18 protein-coding genes and 1 pseudogene are annotated in these 20,163 nt (G+C 58.4%); 13 read left to right on the top strand and 6 right to left on the bottom strand.

Annotation, left to right across the window (positions count from 1 at the left end; genetic code table 11):
* Window positions 1-38: 38 nt before the first annotated feature.
* Complete coding sequence (fdhA, locus tag D781_RS11040) at window positions 39-1,226, bottom strand: formaldehyde dehydrogenase, glutathione-independent (RefSeq protein WP_015672408.1); 1,188 nt, start codon at window positions 1,224-1,226, stop codon at window positions 39-41.
* An 804-nt stretch (window positions 1,227-2,030) separates the two neighbouring features.
* Here fdhA and D781_RS11035 point away from each other — a divergent pair.
* Both D781_RS11035 and D781_RS11030 read left to right on the top strand, forming a co-directional pair.
* Window positions 2,031-3,380, top strand: coding sequence for an MFS transporter (locus tag D781_RS11035; protein ID WP_015672407.1), 1,350 nt, complete (start codon window positions 2,031-2,033; stop codon window positions 3,378-3,380).
* A gap of 141 nt (window positions 3,381-3,521) precedes the next feature.
* Window positions 3,522-4,418: a PhzF family phenazine biosynthesis protein gene (locus D781_RS11030; RefSeq protein ID WP_015672406.1), complete on the top strand. Its 897-nt coding sequence runs from the start codon at window positions 3,522-3,524 to the stop codon at window positions 4,416-4,418.
* A 93-nt stretch (window positions 4,419-4,511) separates the two neighbouring features.
* Here the strand turns inward: D781_RS11030 and D781_RS11025 are convergent, their stop codons facing one another.
* Complete coding sequence (locus D781_RS11025; protein ID WP_015672405.1) at window positions 4,512-4,874, bottom strand: helix-turn-helix domain-containing protein; 363 nt, start codon at window positions 4,872-4,874, stop codon at window positions 4,512-4,514.
* Window positions 4,875-4,969: 95 nt separating this feature from the next.
* On the opposite strand from D781_RS11025, the gene D781_RS11020 reads away from it, so the two are divergent.
* Window positions 4,970-5,719 (top strand): glucose 1-dehydrogenase, encoded by a 750-nt coding sequence (locus D781_RS11020; RefSeq protein ID WP_015672404.1) that lies wholly within the window; start codon window positions 4,970-4,972, stop codon window positions 5,717-5,719.
* 569 nt (window positions 5,720-6,288) lie between these two features.
* Here the strand turns inward: D781_RS11020 and D781_RS11015 are convergent.
* Window positions 6,289-6,747: an NUDIX domain-containing protein gene (locus D781_RS11015; protein ID WP_015672403.1), complete on the bottom strand. Its 459-nt coding sequence runs from the start codon at window positions 6,745-6,747 to the stop codon at window positions 6,289-6,291.
* 284 nt (window positions 6,748-7,031) lie between these two features.
* Here D781_RS11015 and D781_RS11010 point away from each other — a divergent pair, with 284 nt between their 5' ends.
* Complete coding sequence (locus tag D781_RS11010; protein ID WP_015672402.1) at window positions 7,032-7,628, top strand: hypothetical protein; 597 nt, start codon at window positions 7,032-7,034, stop codon at window positions 7,626-7,628.
* A gap of 61 nt (window positions 7,629-7,689) precedes the next feature.
* Here D781_RS11010 and D781_RS22725 read toward each other — a convergent pair.
* A pseudogene (locus D781_RS22725) lies at window positions 7,690-7,818 on the bottom strand (cupin); the annotation flags it as partial.
* A 203-nt stretch (window positions 7,819-8,021) separates the two neighbouring features.
* Here D781_RS22725 and D781_RS11000 point away from each other — a divergent pair.
* A complete protein-coding gene (locus D781_RS11000; protein ID WP_015672401.1) occupies window positions 8,022-8,237 on the top strand; it encodes a YicS family protein in 216 nt (71 codons plus the stop codon).
* Between the two features lie 76 nt (window positions 8,238-8,313).
* Here D781_RS11000 and D781_RS10995 read toward each other — a convergent pair whose 3' ends face one another.
* Window positions 8,314-9,447, bottom strand: a complete 1,134-nt coding sequence (locus D781_RS10995; RefSeq protein ID WP_015672400.1) for a GGDEF domain-containing protein — start codon at window positions 9,445-9,447, stop codon at window positions 8,314-8,316.
* Window positions 9,448-10,041: 594 nt separating this feature from the next.
* Between D781_RS10995 and D781_RS10990 the strand changes: the two genes are divergently transcribed.
* On the top strand, window positions 10,042-11,427 hold the full coding sequence (locus D781_RS10990; protein ID WP_199557134.1) for a diaminobutyrate--2-oxoglutarate transaminase: 1,386 nt from the start codon (window positions 10,042-10,044) through the stop codon (window positions 11,425-11,427).
* Between the two features lie 15 nt (window positions 11,428-11,442).
* Window positions 11,443-12,909 carry an aspartate aminotransferase family protein gene (locus tag D781_RS10985; protein ID WP_015672398.1) on the top strand — a complete coding sequence of 489 codons (1,467 nt, stop codon included), beginning with the start codon at window positions 11,443-11,445 and terminating at the stop codon, window positions 12,907-12,909.
* A gap of 57 nt (window positions 12,910-12,966) precedes the next feature.
* Here the strand turns inward: D781_RS10985 and D781_RS10980 are convergent, their stop codons facing one another.
* Window positions 12,967-13,362 (bottom strand): helix-turn-helix domain-containing protein, encoded by a 396-nt coding sequence (locus D781_RS10980; RefSeq protein WP_015672397.1) that lies wholly within the window; start codon window positions 13,360-13,362, stop codon window positions 12,967-12,969.
* A gap of 131 nt (window positions 13,363-13,493) precedes the next feature.
* On the opposite strand from D781_RS10980, the gene D781_RS10975 reads away from it, so the two are divergent.
* The 6 genes from D781_RS10975 to D781_RS10955 all read left to right on the top strand — a co-directional run bounded on the left by D781_RS10975 (window position 13,494) and on the right by D781_RS10955 (window position 20,080).
* Window positions 13,494-14,549 (top strand): NAD(P)-dependent alcohol dehydrogenase, encoded by a 1,056-nt coding sequence (locus D781_RS10975; protein ID WP_015672396.1) that lies wholly within the window; start codon window positions 13,494-13,496, stop codon window positions 14,547-14,549.
* Window positions 14,550-14,932: 383 nt separating this feature from the next.
* Window positions 14,933-15,088: a hypothetical protein gene (locus D781_RS23865; protein WP_158497481.1), complete on the top strand. Its 156-nt coding sequence runs from the start codon at window positions 14,933-14,935 to the stop codon at window positions 15,086-15,088.
* A gap of 133 nt (window positions 15,089-15,221) precedes the next feature.
* Entirely contained in the window at window positions 15,222-16,709 is a 1,488-nt protein-coding gene (locus tag D781_RS10970; RefSeq protein ID WP_015672395.1) for an NAD-dependent succinate-semialdehyde dehydrogenase, read from the top strand.
* 2 nt (window positions 16,710-16,711) lie between these two features.
* Window positions 16,712-18,115, top strand: coding sequence for an aminotransferase (locus D781_RS10965; protein WP_015672394.1), 1,404 nt, complete (start codon window positions 16,712-16,714; stop codon window positions 18,113-18,115).
* A gap of 14 nt (window positions 18,116-18,129) precedes the next feature.
* Entirely contained in the window at window positions 18,130-19,158 is a 1,029-nt protein-coding gene (gene eutB / locus D781_RS10960) for a hydroxyectoine utilization dehydratase EutB (RefSeq protein WP_015672393.1), read from the top strand.
* Window positions 19,130-20,080 (top strand): cyclodeaminase, encoded by a 951-nt coding sequence (locus tag D781_RS10955; protein WP_015672392.1) that lies wholly within the window; start codon window positions 19,130-19,132, stop codon window positions 20,078-20,080. The genes eutB and D781_RS10955 overlap by 29 nt, the downstream gene beginning before the upstream one ends.
* Window positions 20,081-20,163 lie beyond the last annotated feature (83 nt).

Below are 20,163 nucleotides of genomic sequence, written 5' to 3'. Positions count from 1 at the left end.
CACTGCTAACTGTCAGATTAGGCGCAAGCGCATCGCGATTAAGCGAGGATTCCGTGAGGATCCAGCACGTATTTTGCCGCCACGCCGGCATCAAAGCTGGCATAGCCTTCGGCGGCGCTTTCCAGCGGAATCACCTTGGCATTGACAATCTTGGCGATGGGCAGACGGTCATGCAAGATCGCATTCATCAGCTGCCGGTTATAGCGTAATACCGGCGTCTGCCCGGTATGGAAGGTCTGCGCCTTGGACCAGCCGAGGCCAAACTTCAGGCTCAGCGAACCTTCGCGCGCGGCCTGCTCATGGGCGCCCGGGTCATCGGTGACGTACAGCCCCGGGATGCCGATATTGCCGGCCACGCGGGTGATATCCATCATGCTGTTTAATACCACCGCGGGCTGTTCTTTGCCCGAGTGCCCCTTGGCTTCAAAACCGACCGCATCAATGGCCGAGTCAACTTCCGGTACGCCAACCACCTCGGCGATCATCTCGCCAAGCCGATCGTGTTTGCCTAAATCGATCGGCACAAAGCCCATTCTTTCGGCATGCGCCAGACGCTCTTTATTGAAGTCGCCAACCATCACCACCGCAGAACCCAGGATCTGCGCGGAGGCCGCGGCCGCCAGGCCTACGGGACCGGCGCCGGCAACATAGGTGACAGAACCGACGCCCACGCCGGCGGTGATCGCGCCGTGGAAGCCGGTCGGCAGGATATCTGACAGCATGGTCAGATCGAGAATTTTCGCCAGCGCCTGGTCTCTGTCAGGGAATTTCAGCAGGTTGAAATCGGCATATGGCACCATCACGTACTTGGCCTGCCCGCCGACCCAGCCGCCCATATCCACATAGCCGAAGGCGCCGCCCGCGCGTGCCGGGTTAACGGTCAGGCACACGCCGGTATCCAGCTCACGGCAGCAGCGGCAGCGGCCGCACGCCACGTTGAAGGGGACGGAGACGATATCGCCGACGTTAAGCATCTCAACGTCGGAGCCTTTCTCTATGATTTCCCCGGTGATTTCATGCCCCAGCACCATGCCGGCCGGTGCGGTGGTGCGGCCGCGAACCATATGCTGGTCGGAACCGCAAATGTTGGTAGACAGGACTTTAAGAATAACGGCGTGGTCGATTTTCTTGCCCGATGGGCTGACGAATTTTGGTTCATCAATATCCATCACTTCCACTTTGCCCGGCCCCTGGTATACAACGCCTCTGTTTGATGAGTGTCCCATAGTTGCTCCGTATCATGCTGTAAGATGTCTATCTCTGAAGCAGAGCGAGCACTAAGTACCGCGATAGCGCACGGGTTCTGCACGCCCAGTCTAGGGGAAGGCTGGGGTAGCCACTGATCTGATAACGACATAGGTAATTCTTATAACCCGTCTGATCGCGACATCGGGGAAAAAGCGTAGGGTATAGCTGCGCGTCGGCAGTGGCTATGGACGGTGCTGACAGATGAAAGCCGAGCATAAAAAAGAGAATTGCCCATTTAAAACCCTAATAAAGGAGAAATGAATAGAGCAATTCTGAAGGAGGGACGGTACGTGATTATAATTTAATATGATACGGTAAGAATAAAATATAAAGCGGATAAAAACGACATATCAATATCTGAAAACGACCAGCGGCATGATGTATTTTCGAACTCAACCGCTCGATATCGATAGATAATTATCAATAAAAACAAAATCAATCGGTTAGTTTCTATATGCCATTAAATCGGGCGTTTCCTCCCTGTAAATGAAAATCCTATGACGAAGTTAACCCATTTAATTCAGTAGGTTAGGTGTCAATCCCGTCCGATAAAATGCTGCTACACCGCGTATTACCCCGGTTATGTTGAACACGGAATAACTTTATGCAACTCTGTCCGGGTAGCTATATCCTGGCTGTGCTATTTATCCGTAATGGGATTAACATCTGGCCGCCGGTTTTAAAAATAGAATTATTTACGCAATAAACATGCATGGGGAAACCATTCCTCTGTGATGTTAACCCACGTCTGGTCAGAACATTCAAGCAGGGGGAAGATGTCTATGAATAATATAGCGCCCGTTTCGACAGCCACGCTGCGTAAGGTAACGACGGCGGCGGCAATCGGCAATTTTGTCGAGTGGTTTGATTTTGCCGTTTACGGTTTTCTGGCAACGATTATCGCACAACAATTTTTCGCGTCAGATCTGCCGCAGGCGGCATTGCTACAGACGTTCGCCGTCTTTGCCGTGGCTTTTGCCCTGCGCCCGCTGGGCGGGGTGATCTTTGGCATGCTGGGGGATAAGCTTGGCCGCAAGCGTATTTTGTCGTTGACCGTGCTACTGATGGCGGGATCGACCACGATCATTGGTCTGCTGCCCACCTATGCCAGTATCGGCGTGCTGGCGCCGCTGCTGCTGACGTTAACCCGCTGTATTCAGGGCTTTTCCGCCGGTGGTGAATATGCCGGGGCCTGCGCCTATGTGATGGAGCATTCACCCAATCATAAACGCGCCTGGTACGGCAGCTTTATCACGGTTTCTACCTTTTCCGCCTTTGCGGCGGCAGCGACGATCACTTATCTGCTGGATGCCGGCCTGAGTACGCAGCAGATGAGCAGCTGGGGCTGGCGTATTCCTTTCCTGGTGGCGGCGCCGCTTGGCCTGGTTGGGGTTTATCTGCGGCTGCGGATGGAAGAGACGCCGGCGTTTCGCGAGGCGCTGGCTGAATCCGCCAGTGCGCATGCGCCATTAAGCGAAACGTTACGCCAGCAGGCGGGCAACATCCTGCGGCTGGGGGCGTTTATCTCTCTGACGGCGCTGTCGTTTTATATGTTCACCACCTATTTCTCCACCTTTTTGCAGCTGGAAGGGCACTTCGGCCGCGCTTCCGCGCTGCTGGTTTCCACCGTAGCGCTGCTGTTTGCCGCCGGGATGTGCCCGCCGGTCGGGGCGTTGTGTGACCGGATAGGGCGGAGAAAAACCATCGCCCTGGCGGGCGTCTGGGTGATACTGAGCGTTTATCCTGCCTGGCAGCTGGCCAGTTCAGGCCAGCTGTGGGCGGCGATTCTTGGCGATCTGCTGCTGGCGACCGGGGCGGTATTGTCCGGCGTAGTGACCGCGGCGCTGCTCTCGGAAGTATTTCCCACCCGCGCGCGCTATACCGCCTCCGCCATTACCTACAATCTGGCGTATACGATCTTTGGCGGAACGGCGCCGCTGGTGGCGACCTGGCTGATCGATTACACCGGCAGCAGCGTTGCCCCGGCATTTTACCTGGCGCTGGTGGCGTTGCTGGCGTTGGCTGGTGGCCTGGCGCTGCCGGAAACTTCGCGCATCTCGTTAAACGGTGAACAAGATAAAGCGCCGACGCGGGCAGGCTTCAGCGCCCTGAAAGCAGGGGGAGATAACTAGGCATTTCGTCGATACGCATAGGATCCCGGCGCCGTCCGGGATCCGTGCGTTAATGCGTATCTATCTGATTGATCTATTGAACAATCTGCATATTCCGGTAGATTGAGACCCCTCTAAGTCAAACATGGCGGATCAGGGTCAATGCTTAAAAGTGATAACGTAACGCAACGCGCCTACAAACAGGTGGACGTATTTACCAGCTCGCCACTGCAGGGCAATCCCCTGGCGGTGATCCTCAAGGCGGAAGGTCTGGATGAAGCGCAGATGCTGGCGTTAGCGCGCTGGACCAACCTTTCAGAAACGACGTTTGTGTTCAAACCAACCCATCCGAATGCCGATTACCGAGTACGCATTTTTACCCCTGAAAAAGAGTTGCCTTTTGCCGGGCACCCGACGCTGGGTACGGCGCATGCCTTATTGGAAGCCGGGTTGGAAACCCAACGGCCGGGGGTGATTATACAGGAATGCGGCGTTGGCCTGGTGGCGGTGAAAGTCATGCCGGAAGGCAAGCTGGCGTTTGCCGCACCTGAGGTTGCGTTGCGCACGCTGACGGTTGAGGAACGCCAGCAGCTGGCGGCCGCTTTTCAGCCGGCGACTATCGCCACAGAAATGATGCCGGTAGTTGCTGATATGGGCATTCGCTGGCTGATGGTGCGTATGCCAGATGCGCAATCCTGCCTGGCGATGACGCCGGATCAGGCGATGATTAAGCAGATGCAAATTGACTATCAGGTGGATGGCGTGGTGGTTTATGGCGCTTATCCATCCGGCGATCCGGCGGATTATGAAATACGGGCGTTTCTGGTTGAGTGGGATAAATTGGTTGAGGACCCGGTCACCGGCAGCGCCAATGCGTGTCTGGCGCGTTTGCTGCAGGCCAATCACTTTCCCGACGGCGGTTTGACGGCGCAGGGCTATCAGGTGCGGCAAGGCACCCAGCTGCATCGAGAAGGCCGGGTCAGCGTGCGGTTTATTGACGGCGAGCCGTGGATTGGCGGCCAGAGCTGCACCTTGATTGATGGTTTGCTGCGGATTTAGCCGTTGGCGAAATCTGCCAGAGCGCGAATCGATGGCAAATTCCACGTAACTCGCTCAAAAAAGAAGGGCGTTATACGGACAGGGCGAGCGCGCTTACAGACGATCGCTCTGTGGCATCTCTCGGTTGCGCACGATTTTTTCAATCTGCTCCGTATGCCGTTCTCCCCACTGACAGAGCGGCGCTAACGCGCGTGCCAGCGAGTCGCCGAAGCTGGTTAAGGCATACTCAACCCTGGGCGGAATTTCGCCGTAGTCGGTACGCGCGACCACGCCATCTTGCTGGAGTTCTTTCAGCTGTTGAATCAATACTTTGTCGCTTACTTTTCCAATCGCGCGCCTCAACGCCCCGTAACGATGTACTTCATGGGCGAGGTGAAACAGTATCAGCGGTTTCCACTTTCCGCTCAGCACCGCCAACGACGCTTCCAGACCGCAGTTGAATTTTTGATTTAACATAACGCTCATCCGCCAGGTACTTACCAAAAGGTGCATACTATACTAAATATTCAACTCTGTTTATGCTAGGGCTTTCCACTGTTGCGGAGGGCGTTATGAGTAGATTAGCGGGAAAAATCGCGGTGATTACTGGCGGAAATAGCGGTATCGGTCTGGCTGCGGCCAGGCGTTTTGCCCGGGAAGGCGCTCAGGTCGTCATCACCGGGCGCCGCCAGAAAGAGCTTGATGAAGCCATCGCGTTGATAGGCCATGAGGCGCTTGCGATTCAGGGCGATGTATCAAAGCTGGCCGATCTGGAACGTATTTTTTCTCATATCCAGCAGGTGAAAGGAAAAGTTGACGTCCTTTTTGCCAATGCGGGCCTGGGTGAGCTTCAGCCGCTTGGCGCGATTACCGAGCAATCGTATGAGCATACGTTTAACGTTAACGTAAAAGGAACGCTGTTTACCGTGCAGACAGCACTGCCGCTGATGTCGCAAGGCGGCTCAATTATTCTGACCGGCTCGACAACCGGCTCAATGGGCACGCCGGCTTTCAGCGTTTACAGCGCTTCGAAGGCGGCTATTCGTAACTTTGCCCGCAGCTGGGCGCTGGATCTGCAGGGGACGGGGATCCGGGTAAATGTGCTTTCCCCAGGTTCTACCGCAACGCCGGGGCTGTTTAATGTCCTGGAGAGCTCGGGGCAAAAGGAAAGTTTACTGGCCAATTTCGCTCAGGCATCGCCGCTCGGACGCATTGGCGATGCGGATGAGATCGCCGCCGTTGCTTTATTCCTGGCCTCTGACGAGAGCAGCTTTATGACAGGCGGTGAAGTCTTTGTTGACGGCGGACTGGCGCAAATCTAAGCGATAGTCTCTGTGTTATGGATGTGTGCGTTTTGGTGAAATCTGCAGAGTTAGGATAGCCAATAATTCTCAGATTTCACGTAGCGCGATCAAAAAGAGGGCGTTTGGCCGGTTCAGTTTGGCTTTTTGTCGATGCTCCAGTCATAGCTGGTTAAGCGGCATCTGCCGGCAACGCGTAAAATACAAAGAGCGTAGTAAGAAGTCCGCTTGCAGGACTGCGCTAAACCATTGTGGTGCTGGCAACGCAGGGTTCCGACTGTCGAAAGGTTGCGTCACCGGCAGAGACGTTTTCATTAGTGGGCCGGTGAGCGATGATTGAGTATGGAAAACCTTTAAACCAGAATTATGGTCAAAGGGATAAATTTGGCAAATGTTGACACGGAAACCTGGCAAAGGTTGAAGGTTAGGTGGGATAGTGAGTCTGGGGGCCTAGTGCGTCGTCATTGATTTGATTTAACATAATATACATTATGCGCACCAAGGTGACGATGCGCGGAATCTAAGGCTTTGGGCTTTGCCATGGGCTTTATGTGAATCATCCGCGCTTTTGTCACTGCCATCCTACGGGCTCACTTTTTGCCTGTTGACTGGATCGATGCCAACAGCTCAACGATATTCTGCGGATAAACAGTCTCGCTGGTTGTTTTGAGTTCTTGTTCACTCCACCAGTGATGCGCGCTGATTATCTGCTGTTCATCGTGGCTCCGGTTATCACCGTTGATCTGATGACCTGTCACACACACGACGAAAAACTTTTCTTCAGCTTTCACCGTTTCGCCACTCGGTAATGTCATGACAAAATCTCGCTGTGCTACACTTGCGCCTATCTCGTCACACACAATGCCGGTTTCTTCCTGCAGTTCTCTGATGGCGGCTTGTTCAAATGACTCTCCGTGTTCAACGCCGCCGCCTGGCGTTGCCCAGTATGAACGTCCTGCCAGCGCATCGGCATCATGCGTAAACTTAAACAGCAAAACATAGCCTGACGAATTGATAACAAAAAGCCTGGCTGCCGGCCGTGATCGCATCCTTCCTCCCGATCGCGCTACGTGAAATCTGAGAGCTATTGGCTATCCCAGCCCTGCAGATTTCACTAAAACGCGCCATTTTTGGTGTTGTTTTTGCTCAGTTCTGCCAGTTGATTATCTCATCCAGACCAGATAATAATGCTGGAAAGTAACTCTATGCCATAAGACTCATTATGGTGACCGGACATTGTTTATCAAGGAAAGATATGCTTATTTAACGAAGCTACCCATAATAAATCATACAGATAGACATTCATCATCCATGGATAGGTTGTATTCCCGCAATGATAAACCCGCTTAAAAAAAGCCTTGAACTGGGCGCCAGCATTGAAAAACAGATCGGCACTGACGATCCCCAACGGCTTGAATCTATTAAGGATGACTTAAAAGACCAAATGGGTGCGCCGGTCGGCTTGCATACTGCTGGCGTACCGTTAATCTTCAGCGCACTCTTTGCCCTCCTCAGCTTTGTTATGCCGCAGCTCACCGTCTGGATCGCGGTTTTCAACTGGATGGCATGGCCACAACACGCTGTTTTTATAGGGATAATCATAACCGGGCTGGTCTATTGTCTGCTGATGTTCCCGTCAATGACGCTGATTTCCAAAGGCAGTGTGTCAGCACTGAAAGTTTACCTTTTGCTGATGCTGTTAACTGCTGTGGTGGCCGTGCTGTATCTGCTCTACACCATTATCACGTTGTTATTCGCTGCTGAATACCCTATGGGATATCCGATCGGTGCGTTTATCGGGCTGGTCTTTATTCTCGCAAGCTTTATCTGCCTCAACAGCGCCATGTTCGTTAAGACAATGACATTCTATTTACATAACCGCGTGTGGCGTCGGCAACTCAAACTGCGCCAATTGCCTAAACGAAAATAATGGCAGGCGTCCGGTACGAACCAGCAACAAATCGGGATGCCCTTTGGCATCCCGCGATGAGTTAAATCGTCCCTTCTTTTTCGATCACCAGGATGTGCGCCTCTCCCTGCGGATGCGCCACGTGCTCGCATCCGACATTGGCATAGAAGATATCGCCGGCAATTCCTCTGTGATTTAACATAACACCTCGCATCATAACTTCCTGTGACGCTGTCACATATATGTATCCAGAATCCCTCCGCCAGATCAAATTCTTGCGTGATTTACCCGCGGATTTGGTCGTTTTGATCTACGTTTAAAACGAGCGCCGATAAGGTCAGTGAATTTATGAGTGACGCTGTAACCTTTGTGCCTTGCGGGCACGGCACACTTTCACCGCGAGAGGAAAACGACATGATGATCCGATGGATTTTATCCGCCGCCCTGCTGCTGCCTGCCTTTGGCGCGGCGGCGGGCGCTTACGACAGCCTGGCCTTTGCGCTGAATCAGCAAACGTTGATTAACGATCTGCGTGCGCACTGCCAAATCGCCAAAGAGGTGCCGGACGAGAAGATAAAATCGGTCTTTACCAAAACCACGAGGCGCTCAGCGCCACCGCCAGCGCGCTGAAGAACCACCAGCAGGAACAGTATCAGCAGCAGCTGCAGCGTATTCGCTGCCCGGATTTTACCCAGCAGTAGGCTCATCAGTATGACCAGCGGTTACGTCCGGCCTGCTTGGCGCGGTACAGCGCCGCGTCGGCCTCGGCGAGCGTTTGCTGCGGCGTCCACCGCTCGTCGGTGGCGGCAACGCCCAGGCTGACGCTGACAAAACGGCCGATCGCTGAGGCGGCATGGGGCAAGGCCGCTTCTTCTATCCGGGCGCGTACGCGTTCGGCAACCTGTGCCGCCTGCTGTGCATCGGCATGCGCCAATACCAGCGTAAACTCTTCACCACCGTAGCGGGCAACCAAATCTTCCGGCGTTCTGACCGCCGTCGCCAGCAGCCCGGCGACCTTGGTCAGGCAGGCGTCCCCCGCCTGATGACCATAGCGGTCGTTGTAATGCTTAAAGAAATCGACATCGACCATGATCAGCGCCAAAGGAACCTGAACCGCGTGCAGGCTGGCAAGATGAGACTCCAGCGCCCTTCTGTTGGCCAGCCCGGTTAGCGGATCCTGCAGCGTCAGCGCCTCCAAACGGGCAATCAGCTGCCGGTTTTCCTGATGCCTGGCCCAGGCCTCATCGAACCAGCGCAGCAGGATCCGGCGGCCATAAATCACAATAGCGGTGAAGATCAGCCATATGGCGGCAAAATGGAGGTTTATCCCGTGGTTGAGATGGACACTGGCCAGCGGCATGGTCAACCATAGCGGCGTCAGAAACAGCGCCAGACCCTGCAGGTAAAAGTAGAGTGAGGCCATACCGGTCAGCATTAAAATACATACCAGCGGCCAGGCGAACGGCAGGTGCCAATAAGCGATAAAACCATAGCTGCTGACGGCCCAACATACCCCCAGCAGCGGCAACAGCAGTAAGGCGCAGCGGCGCACATAGCGGTCGCTGCTATCACGACGAGAAACGCCCCACAGAATCAGTGACGCGGTCACCACCAGCAGCATCATGCCATCCATCAGTAAAGGGATCGCGGCGTTGATGTGCAGCGCGGCGTCAAAACCGGGGAACAGCAGATTACGCAATGCCACCAGCATGGCGAAGGCGATATTGACGGACGCCAGCCAGGGAAGACTGGCGCCTATCGCCTGGTTAACCATATCGCGCCGGCTTGCCCAGTGCGGCGATGCGGCCAGCGTAGGCCGACATTGTTCCATTTTATTCATAGACGCAGACGACTCCTGAATGGTGGCCTGCTGTCATAGTAGTGCAAAATGCGCCTGCCGGCGTCAGAGTTGGTTACGTTCAGGACGGACGAATTCAGGGCTTTGAGCCTTTACTGCAATGACCCCTTCGATATGCCTTTTGCTGGTTTAGCTGGCCGTTAATTAATAACTTTTTGCTCTATGCGTACGTAGGTTATCCCGCCGTAAAAGACCTTATTATTTATCCTGGAAAAGGATAGCGATAAAATAAATGTGGTTTATAAATAATCGCTTAGCGTTTATCGCCGTTACCGCAGGCGTCTTCCTCTGCTACATGATAATAAAAATTCCTTTACAAGACAGTGAGTTGAAAAAAAGTAACATCCCGCCCTCTTGTTAAACCCGACGTGATTCTGTTATGGCGTTCAATTCCGGCCATAAAATCAACAACATATTGATTCATATAGGGAAAATCTAAACAAAATTAAACAAAATAAATGATTGAGCCACAGGTTAAAAAACAATATATTGGGCGCGCTTTTAGGTAGAGCAAATCATTTGTTAATTCAATTTATTCAATCAGGGGTTACCAATAACCCTGGTTGTAGGAGTGATATGATGACGGATAAAGTCCGTATTGATACTTTAGGTGCCGATTCATTTAATGGAAACAACGAAGCCTATTTGGCCAGACAGGCCGAATTTGAATCAAACGTTAGGAGTTACCCTCGTAAATTGCCATTAGCGATTGCGAAGGCTCAGGGTGTCTGGCTGACCGATGTTGAAAACAAACAATATCTGGATTGCCTGGCCGGTGCGGGTACGTTGGCGCTGGGTCATAATCATCCTGATGTCCTGCAGAGCATCCAAAATGTCATTACCAGCGGCTTGCCGTTACATACGCTCGATCTGACCACGCCGTTAAAAGACGGTTTCTCCGCACACCTGCTCTCTTTACTGCCGGGCCAGGGCAAAGAGTACTGCCTGCAGTTCTGCGGCCCGTCCGGCGCTGATGCGGTGGAAGCCGCGCTGAAACTGGCGAAGAAGCACACCGGCCGCAGCGCCGTGATCAGCTTCTCCGGCGGTTACCACGGTATGACCCACGGCGCGCTGTCGGTCACCGGTAACCTGTCACCGAAAGAAGCCGTCAACGGCATGATGCCGGAAGTGCAGTTTATGCCTTACCCGCATGAATACCGCTGCCCGCTGGGTATCGGCGGCGAAGCCGGCGTCAAGGCGCTGAGCTACTATTTCGAAAACCTGATTAACGATGTCGAAAGCGGCGTACGCAAACCGGCAGCGGTGATCCTGGAAGCGGTTCAGGGTGAAGGCGGCGTCAACCCTGCCCCGGTCGAATGGCTGCAGCGTATCCGTAAGGTTACGCAGGAACACGGCATTCTGCTGATCGTCGACGAAGTGCAGGCCGGCTTTGCCCGTACCGGTAAATTCTTCGCCTTCGAGCACGCCGGTATCGAGCCGGACATCATCGTGATGTCGAAAGCGGTCGGCGGCGGTCTGCCACTGGCGGTGCTGGGCATCAAGAAGCAGTTCGACGCCTGGGAGCCTGGCCACCACACCGGCACCTTCCGCGGCAACCAACTGGCAATGGCCACCGGCCTGACCACGCTGAAGTACCTGCAGGAAAACAACATTGCCGATAAAGTCGCCGCACAGGGCGAATGGCTGAAAGGCAAACTGGCCGAACTGCAGCAGCGTTACCCGGTCATCGGCCACGTGCGCGGCCTGGGTCTGATGCTCGGCATCGAGATCGTCAAGCCGCACGAAGCGCCGGATCACATGGGCAGCTACCCTGCCGACGGCGAGCTGTCCGCGCTGCTGCAGAAAAAATGCTTTGAAGGCGGCCTGATTCTGGAGCGCGGCGGCCGTCACGGCAGCGTGCTGCGTCTGTTGCCTTCCCTGCTGATCAGCAATGAAGAGCTGGGCGTGTTCCTGGATAAATTTGAAAATGCTCTGTTGAGCGCGGGCGTCAAGCCTGTCTGAGTGGAGTTGAACGTCATGTCCAAACCAAACCCGATTCTGGCCGGTTCAGCGCAGAGCATTGAAGCCTACCAGCAGGCGATCGCCCAGAGCAGCGAGGCGGTGGCGCAGTGGCTGCAGCAGCCTGAAATGTATCAGGGTAAAACCGTGGCCGAACTGCGCGATCGCATTCAGCTGGACTTCAATCCGCAGGGCCTGGGCAACCAGGCGGCGATTGAACGTGCGGTGGAATACTTCCTGCAGGACAGCCTGGCGGTGCACCATCCACAGTGCGTGGCGCACCTGCACTGCCCGAGCCTGGTCGTCAGCCAGGCCGCCGAGGTGCTGATTAACGCCACCAACCAGAGCATGGACTCCTGGGACCAGAGCCCGTCAGCCACCATCATCGAGATGAAGCTGATCGAGTGGCTGCGCGAGCGCGTGGGTTACCAGGCCGGCGACGCCGGCGTGTTCACCAGCGGCGGCACTCAGAGCAACCTGATGGGGCTGATGCTGGCGCGCGACGCCTTCTTCGCCCGCCAGGGGCACTCGGTGCAGCAGGACGGCCTGATCGGCGACCTGCGTAAAATCAAGGTGTTCTGCTCTGCCAACGCCCACTTCTCGGTGCAGAAGAACATGGCGCTGCTGGGCTTCGGCTATCAGTGCGTTACGCAGGTGAAGACCGACGAGTACGCGCGCATGGATCTGAACGATCTGGCGGAAAAAGTGGCGCAGGTGCACGCCAACGGCGAACAGATTATGGCGATTGTCGCCACCGCCGGCACCACCGACGCCGGGGCGATCGACCCGCTGCGCGATATTGCGCAGATTGCGGCGCAGCACCAGATCTGGCTGCACGTCGATGCCGCCTGGGGCGGCGCGCTGCTGCTGTCCGAGCAGTACCGCCACTATCTGGACGGTATTGAACTGGTGGACTCCATCACCCTGGACTTCCACAAGCAGTTCTTCCAGACCATCAGCTGCGGTGCGTTCCTGCTGAAAGAGGCGCGTCACTATGAGCTGATGCGCTATCAGGCGGCCTACCTGAACTCCGAGTTCGACGAAGCGCAGGGCGTGCCGAACCTGGTGTCCAAATCGCTGCAGACCACCCGCCGTTTTGACGCGTTGAAACTGTGGATGGGGCTGGAAGCGCTGGGACAGAAGCAGTATGCCGAGATTATCGATCACGGCATTACCCTGTCGCAGCAGGTGGCGGAATACCTCAGCGCGCAGCCGACGTTGGAACTGGTGATGCAGCCACAGCTGGCCAGCGTGCTGTTCCGCTCGCGCCCGGCGCAGCTGACTGACAACGCCGCGGTGGCGTTGCTGAACCAGCGCATCGGCGATAACCTGCTGGAATCCGGCCAGGCCAACGTCGGCGTGACCGAGTTTAACGGCGTCACCTGCCTGAAGCTGACGCTGCTGAACCCGACGGTCACGCTGGACGACGTCAAGCGTCTGCTGGATCTGGTGGACAGCGCTGCACAGGGCCTGGCGAACGCCTAACTGCCCTGCCATCACGGCTAAGCCGGTAACCTGCGGGTTGCCGGCTTTTTTTATGCCTCACTCCTCGGCGTGCTGCGCATTGCGCGCCAGATTCTGCTCCATTTCATCCAGCGCCGCCTGGTTATCCAACCCCCACTGATACATCTGCTCAATCGGCTGCGCCAGCGTGCGCCCCAGCGGGGTCAGTGAGTATTCCACCTTCGGCGGCACCACCTGATACACCTTACGGGCAATCAGCCCGCGCAGCTCCAGCTCACGCAACGTCTGGAACAGCATTTTCTTGGAGATCCCCTGCAGGCTGCGCTGCAGCTCGCCGGTGCGTGCGCCCGGCTGCGGCCAGTGCCACAGCGCATGCAGCACCATGGTGCTCCACTTGACGGCAAACAGCGACATCAGCCGGCGCGGCGCCGAGTCGGCATAAAAATAGACTTTCCCATCGATCCAATCCGGCATGTCACACTCCTGAACTTCATGGTTACCAAATGGTAACTACTATCAATAAAGGAACCTTTTGTCTATAGTCTGCCGCCCTAGCGCTGTAGCCTCTACGGCTGCGGGCAGACCAGATAACTGAAGGTGACACGATGAAAATTAACGCTATCGCGGCCAGCCACGCCGACCGCCCGTTGGCCCCCGTCCAGATCGCGCTGCGCGATGTGCAGCCGCAAGACGTCAGCATTGAGATTTTGTACTGCGGAGTGTGCCATTCCGATCTGCATATGGCGCGTAACGAATGGGGCGTCAGCAACTACCCGCTGGTGCCGGGCCATGAGATTGTCGGCCGGGTGCGGGCCACCGGCGCGGCGGTAACCCGTTTTCAGCCGGGCGACCTGGTGGGCGTCGGCGTGATGGTGGATTCCTGCGGCGACTGCCACTTCTGCCGCCAGCAGGAAGAACAGTACTGTGAAAGCGGCTTTGTGCCGACCTATAACGGCACCGACAGATACACCGGCAGGCTGACCACCGGCGGCTACGCCGAGCAAATCGTGGTGGACCAGCATTTTGTGGTCTCGGTGCCGCAAAACCTGCCGCTGCACGCGGTAGCGCCGCTGCTGTGCGCCGGCGTGACCGTCTGGTCGCCGCTGCAGCACCTCAAGCTGCAGCCGGGCGCCAGGGTCGGCGTGATCGGCCTCGGCGGCCTGGGACATATGGCGGTGAAACTGGCCAGCGCGCTGGGGGCGGAAGTCACGCTGTTCACCACCTCGCCGGAAAAAGGCGCCGATGCGCGGCGTCTGGGCGCCAGCCAGGTGGTGGTGTCTAAAGATGCCGGGCAGATGGCCGCCCAACAGCACTCGCTGGACATCATCCTCGACTGCGTGGCCGCGCCGCACCCGCTCGACCCATACCTGGCCTGCCTGAAAACCAACGGCCACCTGGTGCTGGTCGGTATTCCGGACAGTCCGCACCCGCCGACGGACGTCACGCCGATGGTGTTCCGCCGTCTGAGCATTACCGGCACCTCCATCGGCAGCATTGCGGAAACGCAGGCGATGCTCGATTTCTGCGGCCGCCACAATATCACCGCCGACGTAGAGCTGATTGCGGCCGATGAGGTGGAAACGGCGTTCAGCCGCATGCTGCGGGGCGATGTAAAATACCGTTTTGTTATCGATATGCAGCGCGCCCGCTGGGATCAATAACGTTAATCTTGCGGCCCGCCTTAATTGGCGGGCCGATTTTTTTCGACAGATGAAATACGCGTCATACCTATTTCTTATTATTAATTCAGCATGAAATAAAGATTATTGCCTGACGCCAGTTGCAGCAGGAAATGTTATTAATTTTGACGCAGCGCACAATTAGCGGTATTTCTGTGAACTGCATCATTGTTAATTAACTGGTCATATCAGTTTAAAACCATGAGCGATATCACGAAAAATAACTTCAGGTTCTTTATTGACCGGCCTGCGGGTAGCACTGATTATCTCCTACGTGTTGCGCTCGGATTATAACCATTTTAAATCAACACATTACAGTAAAGTTGTTTTGGTGATAATCTCGCTTTAACCAGCGGATTATGCCATTGATTCAGCCAATCATCCCACCGCCGGCGGGATTGACCAGCATTCTGTCCGCCAAAGGAATAAATAAAACCTATGCGGCCATAATTATTTCCTTGGCCCTGTTGAATCTGGCTGATTTAGCGACCATTGCAATCACAACAGAAAAAAACCAATAATTACGACGCTGAAACAGAAATTATTTTTTCACGCTTTCTCTTATCTTCAAAGCATCCCATGTGCCTTTCCCCCGCTGACTATTTACCGGGGAGCAACGGGCGCCGCTGTTGTCCGGCGCTAAGGAGAACGCAGATGAAGTTAGAGGATCCCCGTCTGTTTCGTCATTTCGCCTGGATTAACGGCGAGTGGTGCCACAGTGAATCCGGCGCTGAATGGCCGGTACATAACCCGGCCGATAACAGCCTGCTGGGCTATATCCCGCTGCTGGAGCCGGCGCAGATCGACCGGGCGGTGGATGCCGCCGAGCAGGCGTTCGCCCGCTGGCGACAGGTGCGCGCCGACCGGCGTGCGGCGCTGCTGATGGCCTGGTATCAGCAGCTGTTGGCGCACCGCGACGATCTGGCCACCCTGCTGGTTCATGAACAGGGCAAACCGCGCCGCGAGGCCGAAGGCGAAGTGGACTACGCCGCCGGCTTTATCCGCTGGTTTGCCGAAGAGGCGGTGCGGATCAACGGCGAAACGCTTGCCGTGCATATCGACGGCACCCTGCCGGGCACGTTGAAAGAGCCGGTAGGCGTCTGCGCGCTCATTACCCCCTGGAACTTCCCGCTGGCGATGATCACCCGCAAGGCTGCCGCGGCGCTGGCCGCCGGCTGCAGCGTACTGGTGAAACCCGCCAATGAAACGCCCTTTTCCGCGCTGGCGCTGGCCGAACTGGCGGAGCGCGCCGGGCTGCCGAGCGGCGTGTTTAACGTTATCACCGGCGACCCGCAGGCGGTCTGCGCCCAACTGTGTGAAGAACCGCGCGTGCGCGCCCTGTCGTTTACCGGTTCCACCCGGGTGGGCAAGCTGCTGCTGGCCCAGTGCGCCGGCAGCGTGAAGCGGGTGTCGCTGGAGCTGGGCGGCAACGCGCCGTTCGTGGTGGCGCCGGATGTGAATATCGACGAAGCCGCGGCGGCGGCAATCGACGCCCGCTTCCAGACCAGCGGTCAGGACTGTCTGGCCGCCAACCGCATTATGGTGCATCAGCAGATTCACGAGGCGTTTATTGAGGCGTTCACCGCGCGGCTGCGGGCGCTGAAGGTCGGCCCCGGCGACAGCCCGGACAGCGATATCGGCCCGCTGATCCACCGCCAGGCGGTCGACAAGGCGCAGGCTCTGGTGGATGACGCCCTGTCCCGCGGCGCGCGCCTGATCCACGGCGATCAGCGTCAGGCGCCCGGCGATAACTACTTTATGCCCACCCTGCTGATCGGCGTGACGCCGGCGATGCGGGTCTGGCAGGAGGAGAGCTTTGCGCCCATCGCCGCCGTGGCCGCCTGGCAGCGCGATGATCAGGCGATCGCGCTGGCCAACGCCAGCGAATATGGGCTGGCCGCCTACCTGTGGACCCACGACCAGCGCCGGGTGTGGCGCTACATCCGCGAGCTGGAGTACGGCATGGTAGCGGTGAACAGCGTCAAAATGACCGGCGTCACCGTGCCCTTCGGCGGCATCAAACAGTCCGGCCTGGGGCGCGAAGGCGGCCGCACCGGCATCGATGAATATCTCACTACCCGCTACTTCTGCCTTGGCGGATTGTCAGGCGAACCCACTCAGCCCTCAGTGACAGGAGAATAATCATGGAACAGCGCAACGATTTGATTTCCCGCGACCGTCAGGTGACGTTTCACGCCTCCACCCATCTGCGCGACTACGCGCACGGCGAGCTGCCGGGCCGGGTGATGACCGGCGGCAGCGGCATTATGGTGCGCGACGCCGACGGCAATCAGTTTATCGACGGCTTTGCCGGTCTGTACTGCGTCAATATCGGCTACGGCCGTGAGGAGATGGCCGAGGCCATCTATCGTCAGGCCAAAGAGCTGGCGTACTATCACACCTATGTCGGCCATACCAATGAACCTCTGGTGGAACTGTCGGAAAAAATCATCGCCAAGGCCGGGATGAACATGTCCAAAGTCTATTACGGCATGTCCGGCTCCGACGCCAACGAAACCCAGATCAAGCTGGTGCGCTACTACAACAATATCCTCGGCCGGCCGCAGAAGAAGAAAATCATCTCGCGCCAGCGCGGCTATCACGGTTCCAGCATCGCCGCCGGCTCCCTGACCGGCCTGGCGTCGTTTCACGACCATTTCGACCTGCCGATTGACGGCATACTGCATACCGATGCGCCCTACTACTACCAGCGGGCGCCGGAACTGGCGGGCATCAGCGAGCAGGCGTTCTCACGCCACTGCGCCGAACGGCTGGAGGCGCTGATCCTGGCGACCGGCCCGGACAGCGTGGCGGCGTTTATCGGCGAACCGGTGCTGGGCACCGGCGGCATCGTGCCGCCGCCGGAGGGTTACTGGCCGGCGATTCAGGCGGTGCTGGACAAGTACGACATCCTGCTGATTGCCGACGAGGTGGTCTGCGGCTTCGGCCGCACCGGCCGCGAGTTCGGCTCCCATACCTACGGGATGCGCCCGGATCTGATCACCATCGCCAAGGGGCTGACCAGCGCCTATCAGCCGCTGTCCGGGGTGATCGTCGGCGACAAGGTGTGGCGCGTGCTGGAACAGGGCACCGGCGAATACGGCCCGATCGGCCACGGCTGGACCTACTCCGGTCACCCGCTGGGGGCGGCGGCGGCGCTGGCCAACCTGCAGATTATCGAGCGGGAGAATCTGGTGCAGAACGCCGCCGACACCGGCGCCTACTTTCAGCAGCGCCTGCGCGACAGCTTTGCCGACCATCCGCTGGTCGGCGAGGTGCGCGGCGTGGGGCTGATGGCGGCGATCGAATTCTCCGTGGATAAACAGCGCTGCCGGCCGTTTGACCCGGCGCTGAAGGTCGGGCCGCGCGTATCGGCGGCGGCGCTGGACAACGGGCTGATCGCCCGCGCCATGCCGCAGGGGGATATTCTCGGCTTCGCGCCGCCGCTGGTGATAAACCGCGCCGAGGTGGATGAACTGGTCGATCGCGCGCTGCGGGCGGTGAACCGGGTGGTTGACCAGCTTGCCGCCGCCGGCCAGCTGCGCTGACGGAAGGCGTGACGATGAACCCTGAACTTCCGGGCGGCGTGACGCTGGCGGATGTCTGGCAGGCGCGGCGACGCATCCGCGGCCAGGCGGACCACACGCCGCTGCGCTATTCGCCCTATCTGTCGCAGCGCTATCGCGCGCGGGTCTGGCTTAAGCTGGAGAACCTGCAGCCCACCGGCGCCTTTAAGCTGCGCGGCGCCAGCAACATGATCGCCGCCCTGCTGGAGCAGTACGGGCCGCAGCGGCTGCAGAGCGGCGTGATTACCGCCTCCACCGGCAATCACGGCCGGGCGGTGGCCTGGGCCGCCCGCGAGCTGGGCATTCCGGCCACCGTCTGTCTCTCCTCGCTGGTGCCGGCCAATAAGGTAGCGGCCATCGAGGCGCTGGGCGCGGAGGTCTGCCGCTGCGGCGACAGCCAGGACGAAGCGTTTGAGACGGTGCATGAACGGGTGCAAAGCCGCGGTCAGGTGGCGATCCCGCCCTTCGACCACCCGCTGATTATCGCCGGTCAGGGTACGCTGGCGCTGGAGATCCTCGAGGCGCGGCCGCAGCTCGATATGGTGCTGGCGGGCCTGTCCGGCGGCGGCCTGCTGGGCGGCATCGGGCTGGTGATGAAACAGCTCAGCCCGCGCACCGAGGTGGTCGGCGTCAGCCTCAGCGCCGGGGCCGCGATGTGGCATAGCCTGCAGGCGGGCAAACCGGTCAGCGTGGCGGAGACGCCGAGCCTGGCCGATTCGCTGGGCGGCGGCATCGGGCTGGATAACCGCCACACCCTGGCGCTGGTGCGCGCGACGATGGACAGCCACTACCAGGTGCCGGAGGCGGCCATCGCCCGGGCGATGGTCACCCTGCTGGAACAGGAAAAGATGTTGCTGGAAGGGGCCGCCGCCGTCGGGCTGGCGGCGATTGAACACCACCGGATCCCGATCGCAGGCAAGGAGGTGGCGCTGGTGCTGAGCGGCAACAACGTCGCGCTGGAAACCTTCGACCGGGCCAGACAGGAGCAGGCACAGGATGCAGATCTATCACCGACAGCAGATTAGCGCCGCGGTGCGGCTTGACGCCGACGCACTGGCGGCGGTCGAGGCGGGGTTTCGCGCCCTCGGCATGGGCAACGTGGTGCAGCCGCCGATCCTCTCGATGGCGCTGCCGGAGGTCAACGGCGAAGTGGACGTCAAGACCGCCTGGATCCGCGGCAGCGACAGCTTCGCCATCAAAATCAGCCCCGGCTTTTTTGATAACCCCCGGCGCGGGCTGCCCAGTCTTAACGGGCTGATGGTGGTGCTGAGCGCCGAAACCGGCATTCCGCGGGCGCTGCTGCTGGATGAGGGCTACCTCACCGCCATCCGCACCGCGCTGGCCGGCGTGCTGGCGGCCAAGTACCTCGCCCGGCGGGAGAGCCGCCGCGTTACGCTGATCGGCGCCGGCGAACAGGCGCGGCTGCAGCTGGCCGCCCTGCGGCTGCTGTTCCCGGTCGAGCGGGTGTCGGTCTGGGCGCGGCGTCCGGAGGCGGCGCAGCGGCTGGCCCGCGAGCTGGCGGAGGACGGGCTGCAGGCGGCGGGATACCCGCAGATCGGCGCCGCCTGCGCCGGCGCGGACATTATCGTCACCACCACGCCCTCCCGCGAGCCGCTGCTGTTTGCCGAGCACCTGACGCCCGGCGTACACGTCACCGCCATGGGATCCGACAGCCCGGAGAAACGGGAGGTGGATATCAGCGCCCTGCTGCACGCCGACCACGTGGTCTGCGACCTGCGCAGCCAGAGTGAGCGCAACGGCGAGCTGAAGGTATTTCAGGGGCGGCAGCCGCCCTTCACGGTGCATGAATTGGGCGCGTTAGTCGCCGGCGGTACGCCGCTGCGCCTGACGACGCAAGAGATCACCCTGTGCTGCCTGACCGGCACCGGGGTGCAGGACAGCGCCATCGCCGCTTTTGCCCTGGCGCAGTTAGAGCAGTCGCAGTAACCCCGCGCCCTGGGTACAGGGTAAACAGGCCGGCCTCTCCTCAGCCGGCCAGGGCTTCCACGCTTGCGATAAGTGATAAAACA

This window comes from Serratia sp. FGI94 (assembly GCF_000330865.1).
Classification (GTDB): Bacteria; Pseudomonadota; Gammaproteobacteria; order Enterobacterales; family Enterobacteriaceae; genus Serratia_B; species Serratia_B rubidaea.
The sequence above is the reverse complement of the archived record's forward strand: the minus strand, read 5'-3'. Positions and strand labels throughout refer to the sequence as shown.

What these genes read in the sequence shown, in the direction of transcription:
- fdhA (WP_015672408.1), bottom strand. Translation starts at nt 1,226, where the DNA reads ATGGGACACTCATCAAACAGAGGCGTTGTATACCAGGGGCCGGGCAAA.
- D781_RS11035 (WP_015672407.1), top strand. Translation starts at nt 2,031, where the DNA reads ATGAATAATATAGCGCCCGTTTCGACAGCCACGCTGCGTAAGGTAACG.
- D781_RS11030 (WP_015672406.1), top strand. Translation starts at nt 3,522, where the DNA reads ATGCTTAAAAGTGATAACGTAACGCAACGCGCCTACAAACAGGTGGAC.
- D781_RS11025 (WP_015672405.1), bottom strand. Translation starts at nt 4,874, where the DNA reads ATGTTAAATCAAAAATTCAACTGCGGTCTGGAAGCGTCGTTGGCGGTG.
- D781_RS11020 (WP_015672404.1), top strand. Translation starts at nt 4,970, where the DNA reads ATGAGTAGATTAGCGGGAAAAATCGCGGTGATTACTGGCGGAAATAGC.
- D781_RS11015 (WP_015672403.1), bottom strand. Translation starts at nt 6,747, where the DNA reads ATGCGATCACGGCCGGCAGCCAGGCTTTTTGTTATCAATTCGTCAGGC.
- D781_RS11010 (WP_015672402.1), top strand. Translation starts at nt 7,032, where the DNA reads ATGATAAACCCGCTTAAAAAAAGCCTTGAACTGGGCGCCAGCATTGAA.
- D781_RS11000 (WP_015672401.1), top strand. Translation starts at nt 8,022, where the DNA reads ATGATGATCCGATGGATTTTATCCGCCGCCCTGCTGCTGCCTGCCTTT.
- D781_RS10995 (WP_015672400.1), bottom strand. Translation starts at nt 9,447, where the DNA reads ATGAATAAAATGGAACAATGTCGGCCTACGCTGGCCGCATCGCCGCAC.
- D781_RS10990 (WP_199557134.1), top strand. Translation starts at nt 10,042, where the DNA reads ATGATGACGGATAAAGTCCGTATTGATACTTTAGGTGCCGATTCATTT.
- D781_RS10985 (WP_015672398.1), top strand. Translation starts at nt 11,443, where the DNA reads ATGTCCAAACCAAACCCGATTCTGGCCGGTTCAGCGCAGAGCATTGAA.
- D781_RS10980 (WP_015672397.1), bottom strand. Translation starts at nt 13,362, where the DNA reads ATGCCGGATTGGATCGATGGGAAAGTCTATTTTTATGCCGACTCGGCG.
- D781_RS10975 (WP_015672396.1), top strand. Translation starts at nt 13,494, where the DNA reads ATGAAAATTAACGCTATCGCGGCCAGCCACGCCGACCGCCCGTTGGCC.
- D781_RS10970 (WP_015672395.1), top strand. Translation starts at nt 15,222, where the DNA reads ATGAAGTTAGAGGATCCCCGTCTGTTTCGTCATTTCGCCTGGATTAAC.
- D781_RS10965 (WP_015672394.1), top strand. Translation starts at nt 16,712, where the DNA reads ATGGAACAGCGCAACGATTTGATTTCCCGCGACCGTCAGGTGACGTTT.
- eutB (WP_015672393.1), top strand. Translation starts at nt 18,130, where the DNA reads ATGAACCCTGAACTTCCGGGCGGCGTGACGCTGGCGGATGTCTGGCAG.
- D781_RS10955 (WP_015672392.1), top strand. Translation starts at nt 19,130, where the DNA reads ATGCAGATCTATCACCGACAGCAGATTAGCGCCGCGGTGCGGCTTGAC.